At 68.1% G+C, this 15,858-nt stretch carries 15 protein-coding genes; 11 read left to right on the top strand and 4 right to left on the bottom strand.

Annotated features, from left to right (window positions below; translation table 11 throughout):
* The first annotated feature begins 2 nt into the window (after positions 1-2).
* A complete protein-coding gene (locus NQ151_RS10130) occupies positions 3-947 on the top strand; it encodes a fumarylacetoacetate hydrolase family protein (RefSeq protein WP_257507443.1) in 945 nt (314 codons plus the stop codon).
* Positions 948-954: 7 nt separating this feature from the next.
* Here the strand turns inward: NQ151_RS10130 and NQ151_RS10135 are convergent, their stop codons facing one another.
* Positions 955-1,818 (bottom strand): NAD(P)H-binding protein, encoded by an 864-nt coding sequence (locus tag NQ151_RS10135; protein WP_257527997.1) that lies wholly within the window; start codon positions 1,816-1,818, stop codon positions 955-957.
* A 122-nt stretch (positions 1,819-1,940) separates the two neighbouring features.
* On the opposite strand from NQ151_RS10135, the gene NQ151_RS10140 reads away from it, so the two are divergent.
* Entirely contained in the window at positions 1,941-3,101 is a 1,161-nt protein-coding gene (locus NQ151_RS10140; RefSeq protein WP_257507441.1) for an acyl-CoA dehydrogenase family protein, read from the top strand.
* Between the two features lie 79 nt (positions 3,102-3,180).
* Here NQ151_RS10140 and NQ151_RS10145 read toward each other — a convergent pair whose 3' ends face one another.
* A complete protein-coding gene (locus tag NQ151_RS10145; RefSeq protein ID WP_257527998.1) occupies positions 3,181-4,062 on the bottom strand; it encodes a virginiamycin B lyase family protein in 882 nt (293 codons plus the stop codon).
* 203 nt (positions 4,063-4,265) lie between these two features.
* On the opposite strand from NQ151_RS10145, the gene NQ151_RS10150 reads away from it, so the two are divergent.
* From NQ151_RS10150 to NQ151_RS10165, 4 genes are read left to right on the top strand one after another with little or no spacing between them, the layout of a single operon-like run.
* Positions 4,266-6,065, top strand: a complete 1,800-nt coding sequence (locus tag NQ151_RS10150; RefSeq protein ID WP_257527999.1) for a peroxidase family protein — start codon at positions 4,266-4,268, stop codon at positions 6,063-6,065.
* Between the two features lie 9 nt (positions 6,066-6,074).
* Positions 6,075-6,710 carry a COG4315 family predicted lipoprotein gene (locus NQ151_RS10155; protein ID WP_257528000.1) on the top strand — a complete coding sequence of 212 codons (636 nt, stop codon included), beginning with the start codon at positions 6,075-6,077 and terminating at the stop codon, positions 6,708-6,710.
* Entirely contained in the window at positions 6,707-7,612 is a 906-nt protein-coding gene (locus NQ151_RS10160) for a DUF5050 domain-containing protein (RefSeq protein WP_257528001.1), read from the top strand. The genes NQ151_RS10155 and NQ151_RS10160 overlap by 4 nt, the downstream gene beginning before the upstream one ends.
* 43 nt (positions 7,613-7,655) lie before the next feature.
* The gene (locus tag NQ151_RS10165; RefSeq protein WP_257528002.1) at positions 7,656-8,660 is read left to right on the top strand and encodes a DUF5050 domain-containing protein; all 1,005 of its coding nucleotides are present in this window, start codon (positions 7,656-7,658) and stop codon (positions 8,658-8,660) included.
* A gap of 82 nt (positions 8,661-8,742) precedes the next feature.
* On the opposite strand, the gene NQ151_RS10170 is transcribed toward NQ151_RS10165, so the two are convergent.
* Positions 8,743-9,321 (bottom strand): flavin reductase family protein, encoded by a 579-nt coding sequence (locus NQ151_RS10170; protein WP_257507435.1) that lies wholly within the window; start codon positions 9,319-9,321, stop codon positions 8,743-8,745.
* Positions 9,322-9,364: 43 nt separating this feature from the next.
* Entirely contained in the window at positions 9,365-10,192 is an 828-nt protein-coding gene (locus NQ151_RS10175; protein ID WP_257528003.1) for a nuclear transport factor 2 family protein, read from the bottom strand.
* Positions 10,193-10,450: 258 nt separating this feature from the next.
* Here NQ151_RS10175 and NQ151_RS10180 point away from each other — a divergent pair, with 258 nt between their 5' ends.
* Genes NQ151_RS10180 through NQ151_RS10200 form a run of 5 tightly spaced genes read left to right on the top strand, consistent with a single transcriptional unit; the run spans position 10,451 to position 15,845 of the window.
* Positions 10,451-12,064, top strand: a complete 1,614-nt coding sequence (locus NQ151_RS10180; RefSeq protein WP_257528004.1) for an ABC transporter substrate-binding protein — start codon at positions 10,451-10,453, stop codon at positions 12,062-12,064.
* Positions 12,049-12,594 (top strand): hypothetical protein, encoded by a 546-nt coding sequence (locus tag NQ151_RS10185; RefSeq protein ID WP_257507432.1) that lies wholly within the window; start codon positions 12,049-12,051, stop codon positions 12,592-12,594. The genes NQ151_RS10180 and NQ151_RS10185 overlap by 16 nt, the downstream gene beginning before the upstream one ends.
* Before the next feature lie 45 nt (positions 12,595-12,639).
* Positions 12,640-13,917, top strand: a complete 1,278-nt coding sequence (locus tag NQ151_RS10190; protein WP_257528005.1) for an acyl-CoA dehydrogenase family protein — start codon at positions 12,640-12,642, stop codon at positions 13,915-13,917.
* Between the two features lie 36 nt (positions 13,918-13,953).
* Positions 13,954-15,138 carry an acyl-CoA dehydrogenase family protein gene (locus NQ151_RS10195; protein ID WP_257528006.1) on the top strand — a complete coding sequence of 395 codons (1,185 nt, stop codon included), beginning with the start codon at positions 13,954-13,956 and terminating at the stop codon, positions 15,136-15,138.
* 59 nt (positions 15,139-15,197) lie between these two features.
* Positions 15,198-15,845 (top strand): nuclear transport factor 2 family protein, encoded by a 648-nt coding sequence (locus NQ151_RS10200; protein ID WP_257528007.1) that lies wholly within the window; start codon positions 15,198-15,200, stop codon positions 15,843-15,845.
* The last annotated feature ends 13 nt before the right edge of the window (positions 15,846-15,858 follow it).

A 15,858-nucleotide genomic window follows, 5' to 3' on the forward strand; every position in this document is an offset into this window, starting at 1 on the left:
CGATGCGCGTTGCCCGGTATCGCGAGGGCGGCGCGATCCGCGTCGCCCTCGTCGAAGCAGACACGCTCCGACCGCTTCCGGTCGGCTCGGACGTGCTCGACATCCTGAATCTTCCCGCCGACGCCCGCGAGGAGCTGTCTGCCCAGGCTGGCGAGGCGGTCCCGCTCGACCGAGCCGCCCTCGTTGCCCCCATCGACCCGCCTGCCATGCGGGACTTCGTCGCTTTCGAGAGGCACGTCGAAGGTGTGAACGCCACGGTCGGCGGCGGTGCGGCGGGAGTGCCGGACGCCTGGTACGAGGCGCCGGTGTTCCTGTTCATGAACCCGCACGCGCTCACCGCGCCGTTCGGCGACATCCCCATGCCGCCATTTACTACGGCCTTGGACTTCGAGCTCGAGGTGGCCGCGATCGTCGGCACCCGCGTGCGCGACGCTGCACTGGACGAGGCGGAATCGCTCATCGTCGGCTACGCCGTTTTCAACGACTGGTCGGCCCGAGACGTCCAGCGCCGCGAGATGCAGGTCGGCCTCGGCCCGAGCAAGGGCAAGGATTTCGCCCACACCCTGGGTCCGTGGATCACGACCCCGGACGAACTGGAGCAATGGCGTACCGCGGATCGCTACGACTTGACCATGCAGGTGAGCGTCAACGGCCAGTTGGTCGGCGGCGACAGCCTCGCCACCCTGGCCTGGAGCTTCCCCGAGCTGCTCGTGCACGCCTCGCGCGACGCCTGGGTGGGTGCCGGTGATGTGCTCGCTACCGGAACGGTCGGAGGCGGCGCCCTCGCCGAGTGGTGGAGTCGGCGAGGCGAGCAGACGCCGCCACCGCTCCAGGTGGGCGACGTCGTGACGATGACCGTTGCGGGTCTCGGCACGATCGAGAACCGGATCGTCACGACGGCCAGTCCGGGCCATCGGGCACCGGCAGCGCGGCGGATGGGTGCCTAGCGCCCCGTCAGCCAGCTGCCTGCGCGCTCACCAGGACGGTGCGCAGCGGGGTCGCCTCGCGGCCGGTCAACCGCGAGACGACTCCACTGACGGTCGCGAAAGCTCCCTCCCGGGTGGCGCCCCCGATGCCCGAGACCATGGCCAGCGCGACCGGGAACGGCGCGCCGCCGGCCGCGGCGAGCTCCCGAGCCAAGGTCTCGTCATCGACATGGCGCACGGGGACCGACCGGCTGCTGACCTCGGAGAAGAGGCGCGCGCGGTCCTGCGCATCCAGCGCTGCAGGGCCGGTGACGTCATACACCTGACCGGCGTGACCGCTCGTGGTCAGCACCGCCGCTGCCACCGCCGCGCAGTCCGCCCGGGAGACGAACGCCGTGCGCCCGGCCCCCGTGTTCGAGACCAGCTCGCCGCGCGCGACGGCCTCCGCCAACGCGCGCGTCTCGCCTTCGGCATAGGGGAAGTTCCGCAGAATGCACCACTCCAGCGGACCGTCCTTGAGAGATTGTTCCGTGGCCGCGTGATCTGCGGAGATGACGTCTCCGGACCCCAGAACGGGGAAGGAGGTATAGGCGATGAAGGTCGCACCGGCGCGCGTCGCGGCATCGATTGCGGCCTGATGCTGCACCCCGCGGCGACCCAACGCGTCCGTGGAGATCAGGAGGACGCGATCGACACCCAGGAACGCGCCCGGCAGGGTCTCCGGGCGGTCCAGGTCGAGTTCGCGCACCTCGGCACCGCGCGCCATGAAGTCCGCGAGAGCGTCGGGGCTCCGGGTACCCAGGACCACGTCCGCCGGCGCCAGCCGCTCCAGCAGGAGGCCGGCTACCGCGCGCCCCAGGTGTCCGGACGCCCCCGTGATGAGCACCTTCACTCGATCTCCCTCCGTCTGCTGACAACACAAGAACAGTACCGTACAGTACGTTTAATCCCACATCGGAACGCCGCCAAAGCGACCGACTCGTGCGAGGACGCGCGAATGAGAAGCGAGGAATCATGACGACGATCGGGGCACCACACGGCGTGCGAACGGCGATGGAGGACGTGGTCGGCGAGATCCGTGAGCGGATCGAGGAGATCGAGCGGCTCCGCCGGATTCCGGCCGACTTGCATAAGACGCTCCGTGACGCGGGGATGTACCGGCTGCTGCTGCCGTCCAGCCACGGCGGACTGCAGGCGAGTTCGGATGAGGTGCTCGACGTCATCGAGACCCTGGCCGCGGTCGACGGGTCGGTCGCCTGGGCCACCTCGATCGGCATCCAGAGCCCCGCGGTGCTCTCCTGGCTGCCGCGCGCAACGTTCGAGCGGATCTACGCCGAGGGCTCCGACATCACCGTCGGGGGCGCCTTCGGTCCGCAGGGGCAGGCAGAGGTCGTCGACGGCGGCTACCGCGTCACCGGACGCTGGGGGTTCGCCAGCGGCTGCGACAACTGGGACTTCCTGTTCGCGAACTGCGTGGTCACGCAGGGTGGGCAGCCGCGGCCGGGTGGACCGGACGGTCCGCCCGGCCAGCCGGCGACCCGTGCCATGCTGGTGCCCCGCGCGGACGCCGAGATCATCGACACCTGGCACACGCTGGGCATGCGCGGCACGGGTAGCAACGACTTCACCCTGCAGGATGTGTTCGTGCCGGAGGAGTTCACCTTCGGGCTGGGCGCAGAACCCTGCATCCCCGGCATCACGCGGTACCCGCTCATCGAGTTCGGCTTCGAACTCGCCTCCATCGCCATCGGCGTCGCACAGGGGGCGCTGAACGACGTCGCCGACTCCGCCGCCGGTCGTCAACGCGTGATGGCCCGCACCCGCATCGCGGATGACGCCGTCGCCCAGCACCGCATCGGCCGCGCGCACACCGAACTGCGCGCCGCTCGGGCGTTGATCCGCGCAAGCGCCCTCTCCCTGCGGGAGAACCCGGAGCAGGACTTCATCGGTCTCATGACCGAGGCTTCCGCCGCTAACGCTTCAGTGATCGACACCTGCATCGACGTGGTCGGGATGTGCTTCCGCACCTACGGCGCCCGCGGCATCTACAGCGACTCATCGCTGCAGCGTCGGCTACGCGACATCTATACGATCGCCCAGCACGCGACGCTCAACGACAGCGCGTGGACCCGCCAGGGCGTTGCGCTCTTCGGCGGTCCCGGCGGCCCCTCCTGAGCCGTCGTCTCTGCAGAGTGAGGAGGGCCACCCGGAACGACTCCGGGCGGCCCTCCTCACCGCAGATGAAGCAGCGGGGTCACCCCTGCCAGACGATGAGCGCGCCCGGGCCCTGAGCCCCCGTCAAGAAGTCGGGGTCGGCGTCACTCCCGTCGAGGTTCGCGCGGCCGACGGTGCCGTCGCTGCTGGTCCAGTAGAGGTACGAGTCGGTCACCGCGACGCCCGCGGGCGTGTTCGCGCCGGAGATGATGTCCGGCTCCGGCTCGCTGCCATCCAGGTTCGCCCGGCCGACCGTGCCGTCGCTGCGGCTGGTCCAGTACAGGTGTTCATCCGTCACAGTCAGGCCCGCCGGCGTGACGACACCGGTCATGAAAGCCTGGTCCGGGTCGGAGCCGTCGAGGTTGGATCGGCCGATGGTGTTGTCGCCGTTGTTGGCCCAGTAGACGAAGTCGTCGTCGACGGCGATCGCGTTGGGAAAGTCAGCGCCACTGAGGAAGGCGTCGTTCACATCGGAGCCGTCGAGGCTCGATCGTCCGATCGTGTTGTGGCTGGCGTTGCTCCAGTAGAGGTAGTCACCGTGAATCGCCAGGCCGGCGGGCGAACTCAGCTCGGCGAGGAACCGTTGGTCGACCTCCGAGCCGTCGAGCGTCGCGCGGCCGATCGTGTTCTGATCTCCGTTGCTCCAGTAGAGGTATTCGCCGTCTGTGGCCACTCCGATCGGGAAGCTCGCCCCGGTGATGAACTCGGGGTTCGACTCACTGCCGTCCAGGTTGGCGGCCCCGATGGAGTTGATCCCCTCGTCCCGGTTGGGGACACCGACCTCGGTGCCGCTGTTCGTCCAGAAGATCTGGCCGCCTCCGCCGCCGGCGCTGCACGATGCCAGCACGGCGGCGAGACCGACAGCCAGCCCGGCGGCGACGATGCGCCGCATCCTTCGGTGCTCGTGAAGGGAAAACCCCATGCTCTTGCTCCTTCGTCTCACTTGACCGGACGCCGGCACGCCCTCGTGCGGACAGAACCCGGCGACGCACTCCTTCGTGCTCGCGTGAACTGTACAGTACGGTACTAAAATCCCTAGGAACCTCAATATCGCATTTCTGGGATCTGTACTATACGGTACCGTACAGTGCTCGATTGGCGGGCGAAGGGTCAAGGAGGATCCGAATGACTTCTGGAGAGCGGGCAGACGCTGCGCCGGAGCAGAACGCACAATCGGGTGCAGGCTCCTCCCGCCGCAACTTCCTGAAGGTGCTCGGCGTGACCGGGGCGGGCCTGGTCGCCGGCGGGGCCGGCATCGCCGCCGCCATCTCGGGGCAGGGCGGCGGCACCCCCGTACCGGCGCCGACGCCCTCGCAGACCCTCGCGGCGTCAGCATCGAAGGGGATCCCGCAGAACGCCGGAAAATTCGGCATCATGTTCCCCTCACTGCGCACCGAACCGTTCGCACACCCTGACGACATCGTTCGGCAGGCGCTGATGGAGGTCGGCAAGCGCGGCGGCATCATGGACGCCATGGACGACCTCACCGTCGCCCCGGAGCGCCTGCTCTTCGACCCCGCCGTGAACGGCACTCCCACGGCGACAGACACCTTCGGACGCAACCCTTTCAACCCGACGCAGACGGTCGGGACGACATTCTTCGGCCAGTTCATCACGCACGACATCACGTTCGACGCGACCTCGGTGCTGGGGGCTCCGGCCAACCCGCTGCTCACGCCCAACGAGCGGACCCCGTCACTCGACCTCGACGCGGTCTTCGGCGGTGGCCCCGGCACATCCCGCAGGTTGTACGAGTCCGATGGCAAGGTCAAGATCGGCACCGGCGGCGTCTACGAGACAGTGCCTTTCACCTCCAAGTCCGACGGCTCCTACGAGACCCTCGCCCCGGACGGCCGCAACACCCAGACGTTGACGCTCGAGGGCCTCATGGCGGCATACATGATGGCGTACAACCGCGTTCTGGACGACCTGTCGGAGATCGACCTCAAGCCCTACTCCACCGCACGCGACGCAGACCTCACCAACCTGAACGAACGTCACCTGGTGGCCAAGGAGGTCATCCTCTGGCACTACCACTGGCTGATCATCAACGAGTACCTGCCGCAGGTCGTCGGGCAGGCCGTCGTCGACGATGTGCTCGCGAACGGCAACCGCTATTACAAGCCGCCGGCGGGAAACGCCTTCATGCCGATCGAGTTCAACTCGGCCTCGTTCAAGTTCGGTCACAGCCAGGCCGACGCCGCCTACCGAGCCAACTTCTCCAGCGGTACAGGCGCCAGCGCCGACCCGGCGAAGGCCCCCTTCTACGGGCTCGGATTCAATGCAGCCATTCCGACCACGCGCTTCGACAACAACACCTTCGACCGTGACGACATGCTCGGCGGGTATCCGGCACCGCGGCGGTACCTCGGGTGGCAGTCGTTCTTCGACTTCGGCGACGGTCAGGTCGTGCACAACCGGCGCATCACGCCCAAGATCACGAGCGTGCTGTTCACGCTGCCCGGTCCGGCCATCCCCGGAGGGCTGGAGACCGAGTTCAGCATGCTGACGCAGCGTGACCTCCTGCGCGTACTCACGTGGGCCCTGCCTCCCGGGCAGGCCGTCGCGCGCGAGATGGGGGTCGATGCCCTCACCAAGGCCGACCTCGAGGAGATCGGCAGCGTCTACGAGCCCTTCGCGACCAAGACCCCCATGTGGTACTACGAGATGGCCGAGGCCAAGGTGGCCGCCGGCGGTCTGACCCTCGGTCCCGTCGGCGCACGCATCGTGACCGAGACACTCATCGGCATCATGCGCGACGACGGCCGCTGCTACCTCAATCAGCAGCCCGGCTTCACCCCGTTCCTCGGTGCGGACCTGGAGTACGGCCCGAACCGTGTGGCCACCATGGGCGGCAGTCACGAGTACACCCACGCCAACTTCCTCTACTACGCCGGGGTCGTCGAGCCCGGTCTGTACCGCTGACAGGAGAGCATGACGATGAGAATCCACCGCCTGATAGTGCCCGTGCTGCTGGCCTCCGGCCTCGTTCTGGGCACCGCCGCGTGCAGCAGCCCGGCGGCGCCCGAGAACGAGTCCACCGCCCCCGTTGAGACACCGGCGGGGACACCGCCCGAGGGCGTCGAACCCCCCGAGGGCGTCGAACCCCCCGACGGCGCCGAAGCCCCGCAGGGCGCCCCGGCGGCGCCGCCGACTGCGCCACCCGCGGACGCGACCGTGTTGCAGACCGCGACGGTCGCGCTCAAGGATGGCAGCGAGGCCGAGGTGCTGGTGGACTTCGAGGGGAATGTCGTATACCTGCTCACGGAGGACAGCACCGAGGATCCCGCGTGCAACGCTCTGGACTGCCTGGGTTTCTGGCCGCCCGTGCTGACCGGCGCGCCCGAGCTCAAGCTCGGGGAGGGCGTCACCGCGACCGTCGGCGTCTGGAATCACGACAACCTCGACCACCTGACCCTCGACGACCGTCCGCTGTACACCTTCGGCGGCGACAACAACCCCGGTATCGCGGGCGGTCATGGTCTGGCCAGCAACTTCGGCGGTGGAGTGTGGGCGGCCATCGGTGCCGACGGGACGCCCCTGTCGACCGAGGGCATCGCTGCGCCGTGACCACCCCGCGCATCCTCACCCGCGCAGCCGCTGTCGGCGCCTCCACCCTGGTCATCCTGCTGCTCGCCGCGTGCGGTGCGGCCGCGGGGGGCGGCGCCGACGATGGGCCGACGCACCTGTACTGGGCCAACAACGGGATCCACGAGAACGAGCCCCTGTCGGCGACCGCCCACACGATCGGGGTGGCGGCCATCGACGGCACCGAGACGAACCAGGAGCTGATCAGCGACGTCACGTTCCCGACGGGGGTCGCCGTCCACGGCGACTACGTCTACTGGACCGACATCGAACAGGGCGGCATCGGACGCGCCAAGCTGGACGGCAGCGAGGCCGACCCGGAGTTCATCACCGACGGCGTCCGCCTGCCCAACGGCATCGCCGTGGACGGCGAGCATGTGTACTGGTCGAACAACGGCACGAACTCGATCGGCCGGGCGAACATCGACGGCTCAGAGGTCGACGGCTTCTTCATCAAGGGGATTCAGGTGCCCAATGGCATCGCCGTGGATGGCGACTACATCTACTGGACCAACTGGGTAAACGCGATCGGGCGGGCCAACCTCGATGGCAGCGGAATCGACGAGGAGTTCATCCTGGATGCCCGCACCCAGAGCGAACAGATCCTGTCACCCATCCCCATCGGGCTCGCCGTCGACGGTGAATTCATCTACTGGTCGAATCAGCAGGAGAACACCATCGGTCGGGCGAACATCGACGGAACCGAGCCGGACGTCGCTTTCATCACCGGTGCGACGTTCCCCGCTGGCATCGCCCTCGACGATGAACACATCTACTGGGCCAACAACAACGACACGATCGGCCGGGCGAAGCTCGATGGTTCACAGGCCAACCAGAGCTTCATCGAGGGCGCAGACGCCCCAGCCGGCCTCGCCGTCCGGTGAGGCCGGCGAGCGATGCAGCAGGAGACGGGATGAAGGAGCGTAAATGAGATCTTCCACGGGGACCACCCACCTGGCGAGGCGGCGATCACTCATGATCGGCGCCTCGGCGCTGTTGATCGCGCTCCTCTCGGGATGCGGTGGCGCCGCCGCGGACCCCGGCAGAACCGCTGCGCCGACGGCCACCGACAGCACGCCGACCGCCACGCCCGCCCCCGGCCCCGGCCCCGAAAGCGAGCCGCACGAGCCGACCCACATCTACTGGGCGAACAACGGCATCGCCAAGGGGGACGCGCTGATGGCCACAGCTGAGACCATCGGCTGGGCGAACATCGACGGGAGCGGGGCCGACCAGAGTCTGATCGACGGCATCGACTATCCCAGTGGTATGGCCGCTCAGGGGGAGTACATCTACTGGACCGACATCTTCAGCAACACGATCGGGCGGGCCAAGCTGGACGGCACGGAGGCGGACCACTCCTTCATCGCCGAGGGGGTCTACTTCGCCGTCGGTGTCGCCGTCGACGATGAGTACATCTATTGGGCCAACAACGGCACGCTCTCAGTCGGTCGCGCCAGGTTGGACGGTTCGCAGATCGACGAGGAATTCATGAAGTTCTCGGCCGGCATCCGGATGCCGAATGCGATTGCAGTCGACGACCGTCACATCTACTGGTCGAACGTCGCGAGTCAGATCGGGCGGGCGAACATCGACGGCACCGAGATAGACGAGAACTTCATGATCAACACCGGCAGCCAAAGCGGCGCCGTACTCTCACCCCTACCGGTGGGCCTGACAGTGGACGACAACTACATCTACTGGTCGAACATGCAGCAGAACACCATCAGCCGGGCGAACCTGGACGGCACGGAGGGGGACTACAGCTTCATCACCGGGGCTGACTTCCCGGGCGGCGTCGCCGTCGACGGACGGTACATCTACTGGTCCAACAACAACGGCACCATCGGCCGCGCGCACCTCGACGGCACCGAGGTGAATCAGAGCTTCATCACCGGCGCCGACGGGCCCGGGGGTCTCATCGTCTGGTGACCTGAAGGCCCGGCCCCTCACGCGACGAAGGGGGCGGTGCTCCGGATGACTCCGGACCACCGCCCCCTTCGTTGTCGGCCGGTCAGACCGTCAGCGCGGAGCTCCCGTCCAGCTGGTGCCATGTGCGGTTGTGATAGACCAGCGGCGGCTCATCAGCCGCCTGCCCGACGTGCGTGTCCAGCACGTGCACGACGACGACGGTCGAGCTCCCGGCATCCAAGCGGTCGATGATCCGACCGCGCAGTAGGACTGCGGCATCCAGCAGGTAGGGCTCGCCGCCGGGCAGTCGGCCCCACGTGGAGACGTCGGCGAAGCGGTCGATCCCGCTCGTCGCGAAGCGTTTGGCGGCCATATGCTGCCTTGCCCCCAGAAGATGGACGACGACGGTGTCTGCAGCCACGATGGTGGGCGTACTTGAGGACAGTGTCGACAGGGAGAAGATCAGCAGCGGCGGTTCAGCACTGATCGAGAAGACGCTCGTTGCGGTCAGACCTGCTGGGCCCTGGCCCGCGTCGGCGGTGATCACCGCGACACCGGCGGGGTGATTGCGGAAAGCCAGCTTGAACTCCTCGGGCGACACGCCGCCCGGCAGCGCAACGGTCTCACCGCCAGGGCGAGGGGATCCGCTGACGCTGGCGGCGTGCGCGTTCGCAGTGCTCATATCGATTTCTTCCTCCCTCAGCAGGCGCCCGTCAGACATGGCCTCAGCCATGCTCAGGGCGTGCGTGCTTGTCGATACCGCTCCAGTGCTCCGCGAGCTTTCCGTCGCGCACGCGGTAGGCGTCGTACGCGAAGTAGTTCCACGTGCCGCCAGAGCCATCGCGAAGAGGCTGCGGCAGACCGGCCGCGATGACGACCATGTCCCCCTCGGCGTGCAGGACGTCGGGGGCGGGCGCGACCGGCGGCGCCCCGTCCTCGGCGGGGGCGGGCGGGGGCGGAGCCTGAGCTGCCAGGCTCTCGACGAACGCCTCGAGCCCGCGCCGGCCCTGCGGCATGTGCTTCACGTGCTGGAGGTAGTCGTCGGTGACGAAATCCTTCACCGCCTCCGCGTTCAGCGGACCGAAGACCTCCGCGTAGAAGCCCGCGACCAGCGCTTTGTTGGCCTCGAGGTCGGTGCCGCCGACGTGTTCCGGCCCGGTGGCTGGATTGCCGAGTGCCATTTCGGGGAGGAACTGCGGCCGCGCATAGCGGTGCTCGTTCGTCCACCGTTCGGCGATTTTGCCGTCCGTGATCCGGTACGTGTTGAAGCCGTAGTAGTCGTAGGCGGCACCCGCCTCATCCGGTTCGGCCATCGGCATGTAGAACGCGATGGTCACCAGGTCACCCTCGGCGAGCACGAAGGCGGGCGGCAACAGCTTGACGTCGGCGGGGTCCAGCGGCGGATGGCCGGCGAAATCGCGCAACAGGATCTGCTCGAATGCGTCGATTCCCACGAGATCGTCGGCACCGTGCAGCACGAAGTCCCGCGCGATGAAATGTTCGAGCGGGCGTACGTCGAACGCCGCGACGACGTCGCGGAAGTAGTCGAGCACGACCTGCTTGTTGGCCGCGAGCTGGTCCGCACTGTCGGTCATCTTCACCCCTTTGTAAACTGTACGAAAGCGTACGCTATGCTCACGCAATCTCCTAGCAACGGAGTTGCACATAGATACGTGGTAAACCGCGGCCGAATTGACATTGGAAAAGCCTCCCACTGAGGAGAACGATTCGGTACAGTACACTTGCGCTGCCGCCCGAACCAGAGTCGGATCGGGCACCGGCGGCCGCCATGACACCGTTTGGAGCAGACAATGAAGTCACAGCATCGAGCGATCCCGGGCTCACCGCCACGGCGCCGCATCGGTCTCACCGCCCTTGTAGCGGCCGCAGCCCTGGCGCTGGCGGGCTGCGCGGGTTCCGACACGGCCGACCCGGCGGGCGAGGGTGAGGAAGGCGGGACGCTGACGATCGGCCTGACGCAGGACGTCGGCAAGTTCGACCCCATCTTCTCCAACCTGCCGACCTACAACACGTTCGCGTACGCGACGCCGCTCTTCCAGACCGCGGACGGCGAGTTCGGCGGGTACCTGGCGGAGTCGTGGGAGCTCGCCCCAGACTCGAAGGCACTCTCCTTCACGCTCCGGGACGACGCGAAGTTCAGCGATGGCACCGCCGTCACCGCGGACGCCGCCGTCGCCTCGATGACCCGATTCCTGACCACACCGTCCGCAAAGCTGCCCCAGTACGGCGCCCAGATCGCCGGCGTCTCGGCCACCGATGAATTCACCGTCGAGATCGCCTTCAAGATCGCGGTCCCGCAGTCCTACGCCTTCGCCCTGGTGAACCAGGACAGCGCCTTCGCGATGATCACCTCCGAGGCGGGCGCCGCCGACCCTGACGCCCTCAACACCGAGACGATGGGCGCAGGGCCCTACGTTCTCGATCAGGCGAAGTCGGTGAGCGGCACCGAGTACACGTTCGTTCCGAACGAGCACTACTTCGCCCCCGAGACGAGGACGTACGACGAAATCGTCATCAAGCCGTTCAGCGACCCGTCAGCGCTCGCGAACGCCCTCACGAGCGGCCAGGTCACGTACGCAGTGTCCCTGCTGGCCCCCCTCGCTCAGCAGGCCGAGACCGCCGGGATGCAGCTGTCCACGGGCGCGCTCGGCATCGGAGACTCCGGTACGGCCATGCTCGTCTTCGGCAACCGCACCACCGGGCCACTGGCCGACGTGCGCGTGCGTCAGGCGATCGCCCACGCCATTCCGCGCGATGACCTCAACACCTCGCTCCAGGCTGGGATGGCGACAGCCACCAGCTCCGCGACGCCCGCGGGGGTCGGAGGACACACGGGCGAAGATCCCTTCCCGTATGACGTCGACGCGGCCAAGGCGCTGCTCGCGGATGCCGGCTACCCGGACGGCTTCGAGCTGACGATTACCTCTCCGTCCGCCGCCGACCCGGGCAACCTCATCGGGCTCGCCCTGCAGAGCGCGCTCGGGGAGATCGGCGTCGCCGTGACCCTCGACCGCAACGACGACCCGTTCACCGCCCTGATGGGCAAGATCCTGGGCGGCGGCGGCTTCGAGGCCTACGTCTACACCGAACCCGGCGAGAGCGTCTTCACGCTCGTCACGAGCAGCATGACCGGTGTCGCTCCGCTCAACCCGAACGCGGAGGAGATCCCGGCATCGGTGTCGGACGCCATCGCGGCGGTTGCGGCCGCGCCGGCAGAAGAGCAGGACGAGGCGCTCGCCGACGTCACCCGCGCCGTCGACGAGCTGCAGTGGTCCACCACCCTGCTGTCGATTCCCCGGCTCACGGTCGTCCAGCCCGGCGTCACCGGCGTCCCGGCCAGCTACGTCACCGCAGAGCCGGCCCCGTACTCCCCGAACGAGGGCGAGTCATGGTCCGGGAACTGAACGAGACGGAGGTCGCCGGATCCCCGGCGGCCTCCGCCCCCTACTCCTTCGCCGGTCCGCTGGCGACCATCCACGACGAGGCGTTCTTCCGAACGTGGATCGACGACGAATCGTTCATCGAACGACTCATCGCCGCCGACGACCCGGACGTGCGCGAGGTCAAGCGCCTCGCGGTCGAGTTCCAGCGCCGCATGGCGGGGGTCGTCGCCACCGGAGACATCCCCGGCCACATCGATGCGCTCCTGGAGGAGTTCCTCGACGAGGGGTACAAGCAGCACGATGCGCACCTGACCGACGGCCGTGAGCCCCTGGCCGCCTTCTTCAAGGGTGCGGCTGCGGCGGGGATCGACATGTGGCCGCCGATGCCGGTGGCGGTCGTCGTCGAGGGCGACATCGCCGCCCTCTTGCTGGAAAGGGTCACACCGGACGGCGGACGCAAGAACATCCCCACGATGTTTCGCGTGGGCGGCGGGCGCATGACCGAGCACTGGAGCGCGGCGTCCCCGCCGCCCGGCTCCACCCCCCGCTGACACGGCATCGCGACAGCGATACCACCCGATCGAAGGAACATCATCGTGACCGACAACGCCATTGCGACGCCGACGCGCGAAACCTCGGCGCCGGAGTCGACCCTGACCGAAGGCGCGCGCCGCATGCGCGACGAGGTACTCGAGTTCGCCGCGGAGATGCAGCGGCAGGGCCTCGAGGCCGAACAGAGGACCGCACTGACCGACGAGGTCAACGTCCGCCTCAAGGCGATCGGTGTGTGGGACCTGGGCACGCCTTTCGAGTACGGCGGCACGGCGTCGGGCGCGCGCGACCTCGCTGAGGTGCTGCAGGCCGTCGGCAAGGGTGACGGCTCGGCCGGCTGGCTCGCTCAGGCAGCCGCGACGAACCACACCCTCGCTCTCGCCTACTCCGACGAGGCCGTCAAAGAGGTGTTCGAGTCCTCTGCCGACGTCCCCGGCCCACGGCTGACCGGCGCATCGGTGTTCGCCCGTAAGGTCGGCTCCGCAGTCGCCGTCCCCGGTGGCTGGAAGGTGAAGGGCACGTGGGGGTTCGGCACGGGGTGCCGCACGGCCACGTGGAACATGGTGGGCGCGGACTTCGAGAAGCCCGACGGCACCCCGGGCCGCGGGCTCGCCCTCATTCCGGCCGCGGCCTGCCGGGTCGTGGAGGACTGGAAGGTGACCGGGATGGCCGCCACCGGCAGCAACACCCTCGTGGCCGACGAGGAAGTGTTCATCCCGGACGGCCGCTTCTTCGACCTTCGGGAGATGCCGGAGCGGATGAATGCGTTGCGGGACCGGTTCACCGGGCCCACGTTCTCCTGGGGCTCCGAAGCGCGCATCGTCGTCATCACCCTGAACCTCGCCAGCGTCGCCGTCGGCATGGCGCAGGGCGCCCTGGAGTCGTTCATCGGCACCGCAGCCAAGCGGACGCCGTTCAATCTGCCCTACGCGACCATCGCGGATGCCCCGGGCACCCAGATCGCGGTCGGGCGGTCGCAGGCGGCGATCGACGTGGCGCGGGCCGCCGTGGAGCGGGTGGCAGACACCGTTGATCGGATGAGTGCCGAGGGCATCGACTTCTCGCCGGTGGACGCGACGCGCACCCACATGGAGCTCGTCTACACGATTCGGCTGTGCCGCGACGCGATCGCCGACATCGAGGAGGCGCTCGGATCCTCCGCCGCCATCCTGACGAATCAGATCCAACGCGCGCACCGCGACATCCGTGTCCTCGCTTCGCACGGCGCCATCCGGTTCGATCCCCTCGCCGAACTCACGGGGCGCGACGCCCTCGGGCGTACGAACCACAACACAGCCGGCGGCCTGCCCGGCCTCCCCTGAGCGGGCGCCGAGCACGGAAGACACGGAGAACCGATCGTGACCCACACCACCATGACCGCCGCCGACGGGGCGACCCTGCTCAGCCGCGCGGAAGAGCTCGTGCCGCTGCTGCGCGAGACAGCTGCCGAGGCGGAGACACTGCGGCGCCTGCCTGACCGCGTCATCGACGCCTTTGAAGCGGCCAGCTTCTTCACGGCGATGCGCCCTGTGGACACCGGCGGCTCGGCGATCGACTTCGGCACCTTCATCGACATCGTCCGCACCCTCTCCCGCGGGGACGCGTCGGCGGGGTGGGTGGGCGCGTTCCTGCTTTCGCACAACTGGTTGCTGTCGCGGCTCAACACGCAGGCGCAGGAGGAGATCTTCGGCGCCGGGCCTGGGCTGGCCGCAGCGGTCGCCGCCCCTCCCGGGCAGGCAGTGCCCGTCGAGGGCGGCTACCGCGTGACCGGGAGGTGGCGCTTCGCGTCCGCGATCCTGCACTCGAACTGGGTCGTGGTCGCCGCCGCCGGAGAGCACGGACCGCTCGCGGTGGTCGCGCGCGTCGATGACGGGACGATCATCGACACCTGGCGCGTGCCCGGAATGCGGGCGACCGGGTCGAACGACTTCGAGCTCACCGATGCGTTCGTCCCCACCCATCGGGTCGTCGACTTCATCGCCTACTCATCGCGCGACAACGACGGCGCCGCCCTTCACCCGTCATACGACTTGCTGCAGTATCCGATGTACCGCGTCCTCTCCCTCATCCACAGCGCCGTCGCCGTCGGCACGGCCGAGGCTGCACTGGAACTGTTTCCGCAGGCGATGGGCACGCGCGTGCGCCCGGCGAGCCGCGTGCCGTACCTGCACGAGCCCGAAACTCACGCCGCGTACGGTCAGGCGGCGCAGCAGGCGCTCATCGGCCGACTGCTGCTGGATGACGCCGTCTCCCGCACCGAGCGGCTGTACGCGCCCGGCAGCCCGGAGCCGTCGATGGCGGAGCGTGCGAAGCTCAACCTCGACGTGGCAGCCAGCGGCACGGAGGCATTCGCCGCCGTCGACACCATCGTTCAGGCTGCGGGCGCCAGCGTCCTGCGCGACGGCACCGACTACGACCGCATAGCCCGCAACACGCTGGTCATGCGCAATCACACCACCCTGGACTGGCGCCACGCACAGCTACTCGCAGGCCGAGTACTGCTCGGACAGAGCCTCGGCGACCACGCCGATGCCCTGTATTGAGGACCTGTATTGATGCGCTGTACTGATGCGTTGATTCGCCGCGGAAGAGGACCGAGAGCATGACCGACGAGGATGTCCTGCGACGCCTGGACCGGCTGGAGGCGGCCCAGGCCGTGCAGAACGTGATGGGCACGTACGAGTACCTTCATTCCGCCTACCGCAACGCCGAGATCGTCGACCTCTTCGCCGACGTCGATGACCTGCTCATCGAGATGCCCGCCGGGATCTGGCGGGGGCGGGATGCCGCGTACCGTTGCTTCGGCGTGACATTCGAGCAGGAGCTCACCCGGCCCGACCGCCGCGGCGAGCTCGTCGAGCACACTCTGACCACCCCTGTCATCGAGGTGGCCGCCGACGCGCAGACCGCCAAGGCGGTCTGGAACTCACCCGGCCATGAAGCACATCGCTTCTTCTGGGTCGAGGGAAGCCCGCAGATCGAGTTCTGGTACTGGTGCACCTACTCGGTGGACTTCCTGCGCACGGAATCCGGCTGGAAGATCTGGCACCTGCACGTCTACCAGACGTGGGCCAGCGAGGTCGGAAAGAGCATCCTGGATGCTCCCCCGCCGCCGGAACCGCCCATCCCGAACGGTCCGGGGCGCCCCGATGAGCCCATCTCATTCGAGACGAAGTACAGTCACAATCGAGCACCGGCGCTCGTTCCGGTCCCACCGAAGCCCTACGACACATTCATCGCGGAGGACTGAGAGATGGTCCTTC

The sequence above is a fragment of the Microbacterium sp. zg-YB36 genome (genome assembly GCF_024623575.2).
GTDB lineage: Bacteria > Actinomycetota > Actinomycetes > Actinomycetales > Microbacteriaceae > Microbacterium.

Excerpts from the sequence above, each read along its gene's own strand:
- NQ151_RS10185 (WP_257507432.1), top strand. The coding sequence starts at position 12,049 with ATGGTCCGGGAACTGAACGAGACGGAGGTCGCCGGATCCCCGGCGGCC.
- NQ151_RS10170 (WP_257507435.1), bottom strand. The coding sequence starts at position 9,321 with ATGAGCACTGCGAACGCGCACGCCGCCAGCGTCAGCGGATCCCCTCGC.
- NQ151_RS10165 (WP_257528002.1), top strand. The coding sequence starts at position 7,656 with ATGAGATCTTCCACGGGGACCACCCACCTGGCGAGGCGGCGATCACTC.
- NQ151_RS10140 (WP_257507441.1), top strand. The coding sequence starts at position 1,941 with ATGACGACGATCGGGGCACCACACGGCGTGCGAACGGCGATGGAGGAC.
- NQ151_RS10130 (WP_257507443.1), top strand. The coding sequence starts at position 3 with ATGCGCGTTGCCCGGTATCGCGAGGGCGGCGCGATCCGCGTCGCCCTC.
- NQ151_RS10200 (WP_257528007.1), top strand. The coding sequence starts at position 15,198 with ATGACCGACGAGGATGTCCTGCGACGCCTGGACCGGCTGGAGGCGGCC.
- NQ151_RS10155 (WP_257528000.1), top strand. The coding sequence starts at position 6,075 with ATGACGATGAGAATCCACCGCCTGATAGTGCCCGTGCTGCTGGCCTCC.
- NQ151_RS10150 (WP_257527999.1), top strand. The coding sequence starts at position 4,266 with ATGACTTCTGGAGAGCGGGCAGACGCTGCGCCGGAGCAGAACGCACAA.
- NQ151_RS10145 (WP_257527998.1), bottom strand. The coding sequence starts at position 4,062 with ATGGGGTTTTCCCTTCACGAGCACCGAAGGATGCGGCGCATCGTCGCC.
- NQ151_RS10180 (WP_257528004.1), top strand. The coding sequence starts at position 10,451 with ATGAAGTCACAGCATCGAGCGATCCCGGGCTCACCGCCACGGCGCCGC.